Annotated in this window: 13 protein-coding genes; 4 read left to right on the top strand and 9 right to left on the bottom strand. The window is 65.9% G+C overall.

Features of this window, described 5'->3' with window-relative positions:
* Nucleotides 1-3 precede the first annotated feature (3 nt).
* A complete protein-coding gene (locus WIX39_RS30830; protein WP_409196862.1) occupies nucleotides 4-1,380 on the bottom strand; it encodes an aspartate aminotransferase family protein in 1,377 nt (458 codons plus the stop codon).
* A 203-nt stretch (nucleotides 1,381-1,583) separates the two neighbouring features.
* On the opposite strand from WIX39_RS30830, the gene WIX39_RS30825 reads away from it, so the two are divergent.
* The 4 genes from WIX39_RS30825 to WIX39_RS30810 all read left to right on the top strand — a co-directional run bounded on the left by WIX39_RS30825 (nucleotide 1,584) and on the right by WIX39_RS30810 (nucleotide 6,608).
* Nucleotides 1,584-2,318 (top strand): alpha/beta hydrolase family protein, encoded by a 735-nt coding sequence (locus tag WIX39_RS30825; protein ID WP_409196861.1) that lies wholly within the window; start codon nucleotides 1,584-1,586, stop codon nucleotides 2,316-2,318.
* A gap of 247 nt (nucleotides 2,319-2,565) precedes the next feature.
* The gene (locus WIX39_RS30820) at nucleotides 2,566-4,263 is read left to right on the top strand and encodes an EAL domain-containing protein (RefSeq protein WP_409196860.1); all 1,698 of its coding nucleotides are present in this window, start codon (nucleotides 2,566-2,568) and stop codon (nucleotides 4,261-4,263) included.
* An 83-nt stretch (nucleotides 4,264-4,346) separates the two neighbouring features.
* A complete protein-coding gene (locus tag WIX39_RS30815) occupies nucleotides 4,347-5,069 on the top strand; it encodes a winged helix-turn-helix domain-containing protein (RefSeq protein WP_409196859.1) in 723 nt (240 codons plus the stop codon).
* 297 nt (nucleotides 5,070-5,366) lie between these two features.
* On the top strand, nucleotides 5,367-6,608 hold the full coding sequence (locus WIX39_RS30810; protein ID WP_081269193.1) for a D-alanyl-D-alanine carboxypeptidase family protein: 1,242 nt from the start codon (nucleotides 5,367-5,369) through the stop codon (nucleotides 6,606-6,608).
* A gap of 255 nt (nucleotides 6,609-6,863) precedes the next feature.
* On the opposite strand, the gene WIX39_RS30805 is transcribed toward WIX39_RS30810, so the two are convergent.
* The 8 genes from WIX39_RS30805 to phnA all read right to left on the bottom strand — a co-directional run bounded on the left by WIX39_RS30805 (nucleotide 6,864) and on the right by phnA (nucleotide 14,549).
* A complete protein-coding gene (locus WIX39_RS30805) occupies nucleotides 6,864-7,745 on the bottom strand; it encodes a DMT family transporter (protein ID WP_409196858.1) in 882 nt (293 codons plus the stop codon).
* Nucleotides 7,746-7,771: 26 nt separating this feature from the next.
* Complete coding sequence (locus tag WIX39_RS30800) at nucleotides 7,772-8,797, bottom strand: phosphotransferase enzyme family protein (protein ID WP_409196857.1); 1,026 nt, start codon at nucleotides 8,795-8,797, stop codon at nucleotides 7,772-7,774.
* A 54-nt stretch (nucleotides 8,798-8,851) separates the two neighbouring features.
* A complete protein-coding gene (locus WIX39_RS30795; protein WP_285412714.1) occupies nucleotides 8,852-9,316 on the bottom strand; it encodes a hypothetical protein in 465 nt (154 codons plus the stop codon).
* Nucleotides 9,317-9,434: 118 nt separating this feature from the next.
* Complete coding sequence (locus WIX39_RS30790; protein WP_409196856.1) at nucleotides 9,435-10,823, bottom strand: FAD-dependent oxidoreductase; 1,389 nt, start codon at nucleotides 10,821-10,823, stop codon at nucleotides 9,435-9,437.
* Between the two features lie 17 nt (nucleotides 10,824-10,840).
* A complete protein-coding gene (locus WIX39_RS30785; protein ID WP_409196855.1) occupies nucleotides 10,841-11,290 on the bottom strand; it encodes a GNAT family N-acetyltransferase in 450 nt (149 codons plus the stop codon).
* The gene (locus WIX39_RS30780) at nucleotides 11,287-11,853 is read right to left on the bottom strand and encodes a phosphonate degradation HD-domain oxygenase (protein WP_409196854.1); all 567 of its coding nucleotides are present in this window, start codon (nucleotides 11,851-11,853) and stop codon (nucleotides 11,287-11,289) included. The genes WIX39_RS30785 and WIX39_RS30780 overlap by 4 nt, the downstream gene beginning before the upstream one ends.
* 6 nt (nucleotides 11,854-11,859) lie before the next feature.
* Nucleotides 11,860-13,308, bottom strand: a complete 1,449-nt coding sequence (phnY, locus tag WIX39_RS30775) for a phosphonoacetaldehyde dehydrogenase (RefSeq protein ID WP_409196853.1) — start codon at nucleotides 13,306-13,308, stop codon at nucleotides 11,860-11,862.
* Nucleotides 13,309-13,322: 14 nt separating this feature from the next.
* The gene (gene phnA, locus WIX39_RS30770) at nucleotides 13,323-14,549 is read right to left on the bottom strand and encodes a phosphonoacetate hydrolase (RefSeq protein WP_409196852.1); all 1,227 of its coding nucleotides are present in this window, start codon (nucleotides 14,547-14,549) and stop codon (nucleotides 13,323-13,325) included.

The raw sequence follows: 14,549 nt of genomic DNA, 5'->3' as shown, positions 1-14,549 counted from the left end.
GGTTCAGAGCGAGGCCAGCGCCTCGCCGAAGACATCCAGCGCGCGGTGCAGCAGCCGCTTCGAGATGGTCAGCGACGGCATCACGCGCATCACGTTGCCATAGCGCCCGCAGGGCACCATCAGCACGCCGTGGCCGAGCACGTATTCCATGATCTGGCCGACCTTCTGCGGCGCCAGCGGCTCCTTGGTGGCCTTGTCCTCGACGAGCTCGATGCCGATCATCAAGCCCTTGCCGCGCACCTCGCCCACGTAGGGGCTCTGGAAGCCGCGCACTCGTTCCTGGACTTCATGGCCCAGCAGTTCCGCGCGCGGCATCAGCCCCAGCGCGGGGTCGTGCAGGATCTCGAGGTTGGCGAGGGCCACCGCAGCAGACAGCGAGTTCGCAGCGAAGGTGTTGGGGACCGAGCCATCGGGGATGCGCGCGGCCAGCTCGCTGCGCATGGCGATGCCGGCCATGGGCACGTCACCGCCGATGCCCTTGCCGAAGGTCAGCATGTCGGGTTTCACACCCGTGTGCTCCACCGCCCACATGCGGCCCGTGCGGCCGGCGCCGCACTGCACCTCATCCACGATCAGCAGCGTGCCGCTGCGGTCGCAGGCCTTGCGCAGCAGCTGCAGGAATTCGGGTGAAGGCGGGACGTACCCGCCTTCGCCCTGCACCGGCTCCACGATCACGGCGGCCACGTCGTCGGCGGCCGTGTAGGGCGTGTTCAGCAGGTAGTCGACGTATTCGCCGGCGATCTGCTCGGCCGATTTGTGGGTGGTGTCGAACGGGAAGCGATAGGCGTATGGGTAGGGCGCATGGATCACGCCGCCCATGAACGGTCCGTAGCCCTTGCGGTAGGCCGTGCCCGTGGTCAGCGCGTTCGACGCATGCCACACGCCGTGATAGCCGCCGTGGAAGGCGATGATCTGGTGGCGGCCCGTCACGCGCCGCGCGAACTTCACAGCCGCTTCGAGCGCATCGCTTCCGCTCTGCGCGAAAAATGTGATGCAGTCGTTGCGCAGGCCTTCGGGCATCAGGGCCGACAGGCGCGCGGCCAGCTCGGTGCGGCGGGTGCTGTTGACCTCCATCGCATGCATGAGCTGCTGCGACTGCTCGACGACCGCTTTCTGCACCTTCGGATGGCAGCGGCCCACACTGCTCACGCCGACGCCGGCCGACAGGTCGATGAAGGTGCTGCCGTCCGGGTCCTTGAAGGTGGCGCCGAAGGCGCGGTCCATGACGACCGGCATGCGGCCGCCGCCGCGCGCCATGGATTCGGTGCGAGCCGACAGCGCCAGGGCTTCGGCCGCGCGCGGTCCGGGATAGGGGCCCGCGGCCATCTTGGGTGCGTCGGGGAAATGCAGGTTTTCGAGAAGGGATTCGATGTCGTTCACAACATACCTCGGTGAGTCTCTGGGTGCTTGAGTGCAGGCGCGTTCAGCACGCCAGCCGCAGTCATGGTTCCATCGATCACCGCAGTCCATTAGCCCGAATCGGCAAGTCCGCTGCCCTGGCGGTGGACCGGAACGCGGCGCGGCGTTCGTCGGCACGGCAGAATGCGGGCCTGGACGGGGCAAGAACTTGATGAAACTGCATCATGCAAAACGCGATCGAGCCCACACATGACAGGGAGTTGCTTTCAATGCTGACGCAGACGCTGCAAGACGGAGTTGATTCATTCAAGGTGTCGGTTCAGGAAGCGGCCGCCGGCGCTCCCGTGGTTCTTTTCGCGGTGGGCACGGGCGGCCAGCCAGAGCGTCACGCGACTCTCCTCGGTGCCTTGGCCGGGTCTGGCTGCAAGATCGTGGCGCCGCATTTCGAGCGGCTTGCTTCGACCACCCCGAGCGAGGACGAACTGACTCTCCGCGCAAGGCGTCTTTCCCTCGCACTCGACGCATTCACTGAGCCATCGGCGAAGGTGGTGGGAGTGGGGCATTCGATTGGCGCGGCCACCCTCGTTGCCAAGGCGGGAGCTCAAATGTGGTTAGCGCCAGGTCGACGCGTCTGGATTGCACCGGACGGTCGCTTGACTCGTCTGGCTCTCTTGGCTCCCCCTACCGGATTCTTCCGCGCGCCCGCAGCGCTTGATGCGGTGCGAGTTCCAGTCCTGGCGTGGGTAGGTTCGGCGGACAGCATCACTCCGCCAGTCCAAACCGAATGGATGGCGAGTGCCATGCGCGCTTCGATTGCCGTGGACGTCCGCGTCACGGAAGGAGCAGGTCACTTTTCATTCATGGACATTCCCCCGCCGCATACCACGGAGCCACTGCCCGACAAGAATGCGTTTCTCCAGGCGTATTCGCGCGAGATTTGCAAGTTCGTGATCGGCTGAAGCGCGGAAAAAAAGCGCGCGGCAACTTTGGTGCGAGGGAACAATGGTCGCCACGGGGCGGCCATCTCGGCCGTGGAACCTGATATCTGGAGTGGCCCCCGTCTTCTGCAGCTTGTGATTCGAATCACACTTCGGAGTCGATAGAGGTCCGCAGCCGCTGCTTTACTTCCTCGCGTCCGTCATATTTCGCCCAAGCGGGCGTGAATGCAATATCGTTCGGGCTTTACCCGCGAATGAAAGTTGCGTGATGTTCCGTGCCGACTTTCATCCAGGCAAATCAACCATATCTCGGCGCGACAATGACCCCGATGCGTCAGTGCTGGGTCAGATGGCGTCCAACAGACAGCGCATCATCGTGTGGTCGACGTTCGGCGTTGTGGCCACGCTCGCGGTGCTATGCGCATTTCTGATTGCCGACGAACAACGCACGATACGCGCGGCCGCGGCGGCCGTCATCTCCAAACCGCTGGAGCGGGTTGCCGAAGTCAATGCGGCGTTCGCGGAACTGCGCGCCCTGGATGCCCAACCATGCTCCTCGACGCATCTTGAAGCACTGCGGTCCATCGCCTTTCGATCCGCGATCATTCGCGACGTCGTCTACCAGGGCGATAACGCCGGCCCGCGGTGCAACGGCAACATTGGCGCCGCCGCTTCCAGCCTTCCTTCCGACAGTCCCGATTTCACGACCGAGACAGGCCGCCGGATATGGCGCAATGTCGACCTGCCGCTCTCGCCCGGCGTCAAATCCACCCTCGTCAAGGAAGGCGCCTACGAGCTCCTCGTCGCGCCGGAGAAGCAGCCGGCGACGGTGGAGGATGGCCGCTACGCGTTGAGTGTTGTCTTGTTGAACAGCGCAACCGGCACGATGCTCGTCGTGCGTGGCGCAGATCCAGGCATCGCGCAACCGTTGTTCATCCCGGGCTCCACGTACTGGCTTCGGGGTGACATCATTTCAGTCGCGTGCCTGCCTGGGCAGGTCACCTGCTATGTGCTGAAGGCGCGCGGGTTGGCTGTCCTGATGAGCAACCTGATGCTGCTCATCTTCACAGGAATTCTTGCCGGCATCGGTGTGGCGTTCGGCATCGCATCCTGGTCCGCTCGCGGATACAGAACGCGCACCATCGACGCGCTGCTGCGCGAGGCGGTTGCCAAGAAGGAGCTGTTCATGCACTACCAGCCGATCGTGGACAACCGGACCGGCGAGACGGTGTCAGCGGAGGCGTTGATGCGATGGACCCTGAAGAGCGGGGAAAGCGTCTCACCTGCGGTATTCATCCCCATCGCCGAAGCGAATGAACTGATCGGCAAGTTGACTCTGCTGGCGCTCCAGCGGGTCTCCGAGGACTTCGGCGATTTCCTTCGCACCCACAAGAACTTCAAGATCAGCGTGAACGTCGTTCCCGCGGACATGATGGACAGCAGCTTCCATCAGTCGCTGCAGCATCACTTTGTAGAAGCCGGCATCGCGCCGACGCAATTGGCCTTTGAACTCACAGAGCGGACTTCCGCAAGGCTCGAATCCGCAGTGACCGTGATGCTGGAGCTGGGCGGTCGTGGCCACGAAATCTACATCGATGATTTCGGCACGGGGTACGCCAACCTGTCCTACCTCAGCGACCTGAAGGTCGACAAGATCAAGCTGGACAAGAAATTCACCGACACCGTGGGCACGGGCACGTTGAGGGAGCGAATCGTCCCATCCGTGATTGAGCTGGCCAGAGAACTGGGTGTGGAAATCATCGTCGAGGGCGTCGAAAGCAGCGCACAGGTCGAGTACTTCCGGGATCGCGGAGTGCACCTGATGCAGGGCTGGTTTTACGGCCGCCCGCTGGCTGCGGAGGCGCTTATTCGCACGCTGGAGGCCGCCCAGGCGCATAGCAATGCTTCGCCATGGGCTGGACAATTCAGAAGATTCGCCGAGGTGTGTTGTGGAGAGGAATCTTGAAGACAATCAGGGCAGCGCTTGTTGATCGAGACCCGAGTCGCAGAGATCAACTGAGTTCGCTTCTTCGGCGGATCGGTCCCTCCGTGCATGAGTTTCAGGATTCCAACGAATTCCTGGAGCGGCTCGCGGAAAATCACGAGTTCGATGTGCTGGTGATGACTGTCAAGCGCCATTCGGAGTGGCTCGGCGTCTCGGGCATTTGTCGGGCAAAAGATGTTCCGGTCCTCCTCTGCCTGGATGAAATGCAATGGCGATCGCTTCCGCGCAACGCCGATTTCTTCGCAGCCAGCGTCATCGGCATCGCGAGGTTGAGCGAGGACGAGCTTGAATGGAGGATTGAAGCACTCCTGCACCGGTCCGGTTTTCGTGCAGTGCGCAGCGATGCCGAGCGGGAAGTAAGTTGGGGCGACTATCGCTTTGTGATGGACGGCCGCCATGTGGTGATTCACAAGAACCTTGAAATTCAGCTTCAACCGCTTCAGTTCGACCTGGCCATGGCTCTCTTCGGCAACATCGGCCACGTGGTGTCGCGGGAACTGCTCATGGGCTCGTTGTGGAATGGTTCCACGCAAAGCAGCCGCTCCCGGGCGCTGGATGTATGTGTCGCGAGGTTGCGAACCCGCCTGGCCTTGCGCAAGGAAAATGGATTCTTGCTGGTGCCGGTTTACGGACGTGGCTACCAGCTGCTGGCCGCCGCGTCCGCGGATGCGGTTTCCGCCGAGGCCGGTCCGCAGGCTCTTGTGCATGGAAACGCAGTCGTGGAATCCGACGCCCCGGTGATGCAAGCAGTGAATGGCGGCTCCTAGGTGGCGTTTGCCGCTGGGGGTGCCGGCGGCTCCTGGCGGTGTACAGTTGGCCCCCGGCCGCCGCTTGCGCAGTTCCTCGAGGTTGCGCCTGGCGGCGGGCCCGACCGAACCCCGTCTCCAGCAGGCTTGAGCGGCGGGCATGCGGTAACGGCAGGAAACGCCACCGCGGACCGCGTGCGGATCGGGTAGCGTCCGGGGTGTTCCACCGGTTGGCGAACTTGCGCGGCGATTCCTGGTCTGCCAAGCACCCCCGAATCGCCACATCCGCCAGAATCGCCGTTCAGCTCCTACACGCACATGCAATTCAAGACTCCTTCCGTCCTCCCGCTCGCCTTCGCAATCGCCACGGGCGCCCTGATTTCCGCCGCACCCGCTTTCGCGGCCTCCCATGCCGCCAAGCCTGCAGCCCAGAAGAAGCCCGCTGCCACCGCGCCCGCCGCCGCACCGGCGGCCGGGCAAACGGCCGTTGCCGGCGGCCCGCCGGCGCTGCCGGCCAAGGCGTGGTTGCTGATGGACTTCGATTCCGGCGAGGTGCTGGCCTCGGCCAACCCCGACGAGCCGCTGCCGCCGGCGTCGCTGACCAAGATGATGACCAGCTTCCTGGTCGAACAGGCACTCCGGTCCGGCAAGCTCAAGAAGGACGATCTGGTGTCGGTCAGCCAGAACGCCTGGTGCCGCGGCTCGAGCACCGAGTCCTGCATGTACCTGCCGCTGAACAGCCAGGCTACCGTGATCGACATCCTGCGCGGCATCATCGTGCAGTCGGGCAATGACGCGTCCAAGGCGATCGCCGAGCACATGGCCGGCACCGAGGAGGGCTTCGCCAAACTCATGAATGCGGAAGCCCAGCGCCTGGGCATGACGCACACGCATTTCGTGAACTCCACGGGCCTGCCCGATCCCGATCACAAGTCGTCCGCGCGCGACCTTGCGATCCTGGCGCGCGCGATCATCCGCGACAGCTCGGAGTACTACCCGATCTACGCGGAGCGCGAGTTCAAATACAACGGCATCAAGCAGGGCAACCGCAATGCGCTGCTCTACACCGACCCCACGGTCGACGGCCTGAAGACCGGGCACACCCAGGAGGCGGGCTACTGCCTCGTGACTTCCTCCAAGCGCAACGGCATGCGCCTGATCACCGTGATCCTCAACACCAACAGCGCGCAGGCACGTGCCGACGAAACCCGCGCGCTGCTCGGATGGGGATACGGCAACTTCGAGAAGGCCACCCCCATCCAGCCCAACGCCGTGGTCACGACGACCAACGTCCGCTTCGGCAAGGCCGATACGGTTGCCGCGGGGCTTGGAGCACCCTGGACGGTGACGGTGCCGCGCGGCCAGAAAGTGAATACCTCCGTGCAGATCAACCCGAAGCTGGAGGCACCGGTGGCCAAGGGCGCGGTGATCGGCAAGGTCGTCGCCGAGTCGAACGGCAAGGCGGTGGGCGAGGCACCGCTGGTCGCGCAGGCCGACGTGGAGCGCGCGGGCTTCATGCTGCGCACGTGGCAGCGTGTGGCCGGGTTGTTCGGCAAGTGACGTTCGGCTGCTGCGTGCCGTCGAATTGGGCACGCAACGCATCCGCTGCGCCAAAGCGCGGCTATGGTTTTCAGCGTTTCGGTGAAGGCTGGTCCGCTGAAGCAGGCTCCTGGCCGAGCTGTTCTGCGAGCCCGACGATGATGCCCTCGGGCCCGCGAACATAGGCGAGCCGCGTCCGGCGTCCGCAGCATCGCGAGCGTGGCTCGGGCGTCTCCGAGCCCTATGAGGCTCCCGACAGCGGGGCCGAGCAGCAGATCAGCTCCGGGCCGGCCGCTTTGCTGCCTCGCTGCGCGCCAGCCACAGGCCGCTCGCGATGATCAATGCGCCGCCGCCCAGCGTCCATGCATCGGGCGCGGCCTGCCAGAACAGCCAGTCCAGCATCAACCCCCAGGCGAGGGCGCTGTATTCGAAGGGCGCGATGGCGGCGGCCTGGCCGTGGCGGAAGGCCTCGGCGATGGCCAGCTGGCCCAGGAAGCCGCTGATGGCCAGACCCGCGAGCACCCACGCGTGCCCGGCCTGGATGGGCACCCATTGCGGTGCGGACAAAAGGCTGCCGCCCACGGCCATGCCTGCCGTGGCCCAGAAGACCAGCGCGGCGCTCGACTCGGTACGGCTCACGAGCCGGCCCAGCATGTTCGACAGTGCATAGCAGACGGCGGCCACCAGCACCGCCAGGGCGCCCGTCGAGAGAAACGCGCCCTGCTCGGGCCGCAGCGCGATCACGACACCGACGAAGCCCAGCCCGATGGCGGTCCAGTGCCGCGGCTGCACCGACTCGCCCAGCATCGGCACGGCAATGAGCACCATCAGCAGCGGAGCGATGAAGGTGAGCGTGTAGGCCTCGGCCAGGCCCAGCGTCTTCAGCCCGTGGACGAAGAGCACGAGCATCCCCATGTTCAGCATGGTGCGCAGCAGGTGCAGGCGCCAACGAAGCCGGCGGTTGAAGACGCCGGCCGCCTCGCGCCGCCACGCGATGTACAGGCACACCAGGGGCAGGGCGGTGAGACCGCGCAGCGCCATCACCTGCACCGGCGGGTAGTGTCCGGCGAGGTTTTTCAGCAGCGCGTCCATGCAGGCAAAGAAGGCGCAAGCCAGCAGCATCGCGGCGATGCCGCGCAGGGTTCCGGTCGGGTACATGGTCGGGTTGTCGTGCGGCAGCGGTGTCAGACCCGCAGGTCCAGCCCTTTCCACGCCTCGAACACCTCCATTTGCTTTTGCAGCCAATCCACGGGCACCGAATTCGTTCCCCAGTGGTTGAGCCGGCCGGCCGCCTCGCCAAGGTTCCACAGGTGGCGAAGCTGCATGAACAGCGGCAATGCCGCCAGGTCGCGATCGCTGACTTCGCCGCCGCCCGCGCGGTATCCGCGCAGGTAGTGCATCCAGCGCTCGCGCAGCACGTCGTCGGGTGCCTTGAGGTTCTTGCGGAACAGATGCGACCAGGGCAGCACGCACAGGTCGTAGGCCAGGAAGCCCGGGCCGGCATCGTCGAAATCGAAGAACACCGTCCTGCGGATGCCGTCCGCGTCGGTGTTCACATGGTTGTTGAAGCCGTGCGTGTCGCCGTGGCAGACGACGCGCGTCAGCCCGGGCTCGACCTCGGCCAGTTCTTCAATCAGGCGCTGCACCAGGAGGCGGTAAGCCTGCAGCAGCTGCGTGCCGATCTCCGGATACACCTGCAGGTAGCCCAGGGTCCGCCCGGCCAGGTGGTGGCCGTCCAGCGTGTAGCGGCTGGGTGGACCGGCGTAGTCACGTGCCGCCCCGTGGATGCGGGCCAGCATGCACCCGGTCAGCTCGATTTCTTCCAGCGTCTCCGGAATCGCGCCTTCGGCATTCCGGAACAGGGCCAGCGCGCGCGGTCCTTCGGGGAATTGCAGCGGTACGCAGGCGCGCCCGTCCGCCGCCGGCACGGCCGCGGCAACCCCGACCCCTTTGGACTGCAGGTGTGCCAGCAGCGCCATTTCGAAATGCGCATTGAAGCCGCCGCGCGGGCGGATCGAGTACAGGCGCGCCACGTAGCGGATGCCGTCCGCCGAAAGCAGCGCGTAGTTGTCATTCAGGCCGCGGCGAATCAGGTGGCACTGCTGCACCGGGATGCCGTGGTGGTGCGAGACCCAGTGTGCGACGGACGATGGGGCCGCGGTCGTGTGGGTAGGAACGAGAGCGGGGTCGTGGGGGCAGGCATCGTGCATGAGCCATTTTCCGCCAAGGGCGCGCTCGCCCGGGCGGCGGATCCGGACGAGGCGCTAGCCGGCATGCTGCTTGAGCACGCGCGGGTCGATCGGAGGCGCCTGCCACAGCTGCACGAGATAGCGGTCCTGCCCCTGCAGCCCATCCTCCGACAGGGAATTCAGGCCTGAACACGACAGCCTCACCCGGTAGGTGCCGGGCTCGATGTCGAAGCGGGCCGCGTCCGGAAGATAGTCCGTGCAGCCCGCCACGACCAATGGGCCGGTCTCCATCACCAGCGAACCTTCGGCCACATGATCGAACGGGGCGAGGTCATCCGCAGGCTCCGCGTCCAGGAACTCGAGCGTCACCGGCACACGCATGTTGCGGACGGTGCCAAGGCCGACCATGCCCGATGAGGTGGCGAGCATGCGCTCCACGGCCGGGTCATCCCAGGCATCCGACAGATCGCCCTGCGCCGTTTCGTCCTGCAGGTAGAACTGAAAGTAGTCCGCGAAGATTTCGAGCTGATGGGATTGCATGCTGTTGTTCCGGAGTTGAGGGCGCGAAGTGCGCTTGCCTGACTGCACCGGAAGCGTACGCCACAACCGGGGTCTGCGGCCCCGTCCACGGGCTTCGCGCCGAAGTGCCGCAGTTGGCTCAGGCTTTGTCCGACTTGCCCGCCGCATTGGCGAACTTGCTGAGCAGGCGGTCGCCCATCCACGGACGGGCGTCCCGGTCTTCCGCCGCTTCCTTGCGGCGGATCGCGTCGCGCACGACGATGGAGCCGATGTAGCGGATCGGCTCCGGCGGAAACAGCCCGAGCGGCCCCCGCAACAGCGAGCTCCGCGTCCAGGCGTTGTCCTCGTCCAGCAGCAGCGACGACAGGATCTGCCCGCCCATGTAGGTGGGCCCTACGCCGTTGCCCGAATAGCCGAAGCCGTAGTAGATGTGCGGCGTGCCGTTGAGCCTGCCGAAGAAAGGAAAGCCGGTCACCGAACGGTCCGAGGGGCCGTTCCAGCTGGCGGTCACGGGCACCTGGCGCAGCGAGGGAAAGAAGTCGCCCAGCGCGCGCGTCAGGTCGGCCTCGTAAGGCGAGCGCTGGTCGAACACCGGCGCGATGCGCCCGCCCCAGGCGAAGGTGTTGCCGCCCTTGCCCAGCATTAGCCGCCCATCGACGGTGGTCCGGTAGTAGTAGACGAAGGTGCGCGAGTCGAGCACCGACACACCGTCGATGAGGCCGGTCGCGCGAAGCAGGTCGGGGCATTTCTCGGTGATGACCATGTCGCTCGAGACGATGGCGATGCTGCGTTCGAAACAGGGCAGGGCACTGGCCATCCAGGCATTCATCGCGAGCACCAGCTTCGGCGCTTCGATGCTGCCGGCAGGTGTGCGCACCGTGACCGGATGGCCCTGCGTGAAGTCGACCATCGGGCTGCGCTCGTAGATGCGGATGCCCATGCGCAGCGCCACGCGGCGCAGCCCGCGCACCAGCTTTCCCGGATGCACGGTCGCCGCGATGGGCGAGAACACGCCGGCGAGGTTGCGTGCGGAGCCCGAGCGGCGCGCCACCTCTTCCGGCGGCAGGTGGTGGTAGGAGTGGATGCCGCAGTCCTCCAGCCCCTTCATCACCGGGTCGAGCGCGCCGACCTGGGCCTGCGAGGTGGCGGTGTAGAGCGTGCCGTCCTGCCGCAACTCGGCATCGATGCCCTGTGCGCGGCAGAAGTCTGCGATGTGCTGCACCGCGGCTTCCGAGGCCCTCACGAGGCGGATCGCCTCGGCTTCGCCGAACAGCCGGCGCAGCGTGAAGAACTTGGCCGACCAGGTGAGCAGGCAGCCACCGTTGCGGCCGCTGGCGCCCGAGCCGCAGAGGTCGCTCTCGACGATCGCGATGTCCAGTGCGGGGTTGCGCTGCTTTGCCTGGATGGCGGTCCACAGGCCCGTGAAGCCGCCGCCGACGATGCACACGTCGGCGCGCTGCATGCCCTGCAGCGCGGGGGCAAGATCACCGTCGTTGAAAAGGGCCTGTTCGATCCAGAAGGGGCGCATGTCGGCCTCGCAGGTTGTCAGGGCTTGCGCCGCATTTCGTAGGAAAACTCGGACTCGCGCTCGACGACGAACCCGAAGCGCTCGTAGAGCGACTTCGCGGGATTCGCCTTCAGCACGCTGAGCGTGAGGTCGACGCCGGCGCTTGCGGCCTGGTGGACGACCTCTGCCAGCAGCCCGGTGCCGATGCCGCCACCCTGGCAGACGGGCGCCAGCTGGATCTGGATGACGACCCACTCATGCGGATCGCGCGACACCTTGAGCAGGCCGACCGGCATCCCCGCGTGCAGCAAGACCTCGGCGCACTCGAAGCGATGCATCAGCCGCGCCATGTGATGCGCGTCGCTGACCTCGGCACCGGAAGCAATGACGTGGCCGTTCATCGTCTGCTGCCGCAGCGCGAGCAAAAAGGGAATGTCCTGCGTCGTGGCCCGGCGCCTGGTCAGGGCGACCGTTGGCGCCGCGCTCATGCCTGTGCCGCGGCAACGTGTTTGGACGCGATTGCCAGGTGACGCGCGTAGTACGCCAGGTCTGGCGTCCTCGCATCGGCGCACTTGGCCTGGTCGTCCCAGCGCCGGAGGCGGACCGCATCCATTGCATGCGGCAGGGCCTCGAAAGCGCTGGCTTGCGCCGAGTCGAACACGCCGCCCTGCAACTGCAGGCTGCGTTTCGAATCGGGCGACAGCGCTTCGAGATAGCCGGGCTCCCTGGCGCAGAGGAAGCGCTTGGCATCCACATGCAGGCGGATCGGCTCCAGCGTGGCCGGGCCGAACAACGCGCGAAGAAATGGCAGGCAGCGGTACTGGTGCAGGTCGTCCAGTCCCTGCTGCGTCGGCGTGCCGCCGAAGTCGTGCAGCAGATGCCCCAGGTCATGCAGCAGCGAGGCAGCGATCAGCTCGCTGCCGGCGCCCGCCTGCTCAGCCAGGTGCGCCGACTGCAGCGCATGCTCCAGTTGCGTGACCGGCTCGCCGTCGTACTGCGCGCCGCCCTTGCTTTCGAACAGGCCGACGATGTCGGTAATGCTCAGGCTCATCGTGGTCTACCAGGGCAGTGAATATGTCTTGCAGTTGGTGAAGCTCTTCATGGCCTCGAGGACGCCTTCCTTGTAGCCCAGGCCCGAGTCCTTGATGCCGCCGAAGGGTGTGAGCTCCAGCCGGTAGCCCGGCACCTCGCGCACATTGACGCTGCCCACGTTCAGCTCGCGGATGAAGCGCGTGATGTAGTCCATGCGGTTGGTGCACACCGCCGAGGACAGGCCATAGGCCGTGCCGTTGGAGATGCGGATCGCCTCCTCGATGTTCTTGAATCGGATCACCGGCGACACCGGCCCGAAGGTCTCGTGCTTGGCCACCGTCATCTGCGGGTCCACATGGTCGAGCACCGTGGGCGAGTAGAGCGCGCCGCGGCGCTCGTTGCCGCACAGCAGCCTCGCCCCCGCCTTGATGGCCTCGTTGACCACCGACTCGAACTGGATCGCCGCCGCCTCGTCGATCACCGTGCCCATGTCGGTGGCCGGATCCATCGGGTCGCCGTACTTCAGGGCCCTGGTCTTGGCCACCAGCAGTTCGACGAACCGGTCGGCCACCGCCTCATGCACCAGCATGCGCTTGATGGCGGTGCAGCGCTGGCCCGAATTCTTGTAGGAGCCGCTGGCCGCCAGCGTCGCGGCCTCCTCGATGTCGGCGTCTTCCATCACGATGATCGGATCGTTGCCGCCCAGCTCCAGGATCTGCCGCTTGTAGACCGCCTTGCCCGCGATGTACTTGCCGATGGCCACGCCGCCGGTGAAGGTGACGAGGTCGACGTCGTCGCTCGTGAGCATCTCGTCGGCGATCTCGCGCGGGTCGCCTGTGATCACTGACAGCATCTGCGGCGGCAGTCCCGCCTCGTACAGGATGTCGGCCAGGATGAAGGCGGTGAGCGGGGTCTTCTCGCTGGGCTTGAGCACCATGCGGTTGTTGGTGGCGACGGACGGCGCCACCTTGTGGATCACCTGGTTCAACGGATGGTTGAACGGCGTGATGGCGGTGATCGCGCCCTGCAGCGGCTCACGCAGCGTGTAGACCTTGCGGCTCTTGCCGTGGTGCGTGAGGTCGCAGGAGAACACCTGGCCGTCGTCCACCAGGGCCTGGTTGGCCGCGAACAGCAGCACATCGGAGGCACGGCCCACCTCGTACAGCGAGTCCTTGCGGCACAGGCCCGACTCCATGGTGATGACGCGCGAGATCTCATCCAGGCGCGAGGCGATGATCTCCCCCGCGCGCATCAGGATCTTGTAGCGCTCGTAGCGCGTGAGGGTGGGCTTGTAGTCGCGCGCGATCTTGTAGGCCACCCGCAGGTCCTCGAGCGAGGCCTTGGGCACGGTGGCGATCACTTCGCCGGTGTAGGGGTAGGTGACTTCGATCGTGCGATCGCGATAGACCTTTTCCCCGGCGATGCGCAGCGCTTCCTTGTGGACGGTGCCTGGCTTCAGCATGGCTTGGCTCATGAGGTTCTCCGCAGTTACTGAGCGTGGTTCAAGGCGAGGTCGAGCGCATCGAAGTTGCGCAGCCGGCGCCCGGCTGCGATCCCGGTGACCGGGCGGTTGCAGATCAGCGGCACGCGCTGCTCCGAGACGCCGCCGTGCGAGCGCAGCGGCACTTCGAGGGCCGACAGGTCGTGCCGGCTGGCCGAGGTGCCGATGACCGTGCTCTGCTCGCTGACGACCACGATGTCGCCGATGCGGTCCGGCGGCAGCCCGAATCGCTCGGCGGCTTCCTTGCGCGAGAGCACCAGCTCCATGCCGGGAATGCCCTTGATGCGCTCGATCCAGCCGGGCACGCTTGCCTGCGCGGGCACGTACACGGTGGCGAAGGAGCCGAGCGCACCGTGGTGCACCACGTAGGGGTCGGTGATCGGGAGGATCACGCGGGCCTCCTCAGCGCCGTACCAGCCGTCGAGCACGTCCTGAAGGTAGATGACCTTGGGCGCGCCTTGCGCGTCGTGCTTGTCGTTCATGCCGTGGTCGGCGGTGACCACGATGGTGGCGCCCATTGCATCGAGCTGCGACAGGTAGCCATCCATCATGGCGTAGAAGGCATTGGCCGCCGGACTGCCCGGAGCGGCCTTGTGCTGCACGTAGTCGGTGGTCGAGAGGTACATCAGGTCGGGGCGCCTCGACGCCATCAGCTTCACGCCGGCGGCGAACACGAACTCCGACAGTTCGGCGCTGTAGACCGAGGGCACGGGCATGCCGACCATGTCGAGCACGTTGTCGATGCCGTTCTCCTCCATCGTGACCTGGTCGGACTTCTCGGAGGAAAAGCAGATGCCCTTCATGCGGTGGCCCAGGAGCTTGCGCAGCTTGTCCTTGGCGGTGACCACGGCGACCTTGGCGCCTGCGTCGGCAAAGGCGGCGAGCACGGTGCCCGCGCGCAGGTACTTGGGGTCGTTCATCATGACTTCCTGGCCGAGTTCGCGGTCGAAGAAGTAGTTGCCGCAGATGCCGTGCACCGCCGGCGGCGCGCCGGTCACGATGGACAGGTTGTTCGGGTTGGTGAACGAGGGCACCACGCAGTCGGCCAGCAGGTCGGCGCCGGACTTCCTCATGCGGTCGAAGTACGGGGCCACGCCCGCGGCGATGGCCGCGTCCAGGTACGCCGGCTCGCAGCCGTCCACGCACACCACGACGACCGGGCGCGACATCCAGCGGTAGCTGCGGGCGTTGACTTCGAGTGTCTCCTGTGTCAT

It is taken from the genome of Variovorax sp. AB1(2024), from assembly GCF_037482385.2.
Classification (GTDB): domain Bacteria; phylum Pseudomonadota; class Gammaproteobacteria; order Burkholderiales; family Burkholderiaceae_C; genus Variovorax.
This window is presented reverse-complemented; position numbering and strand designations above follow the sequence as displayed.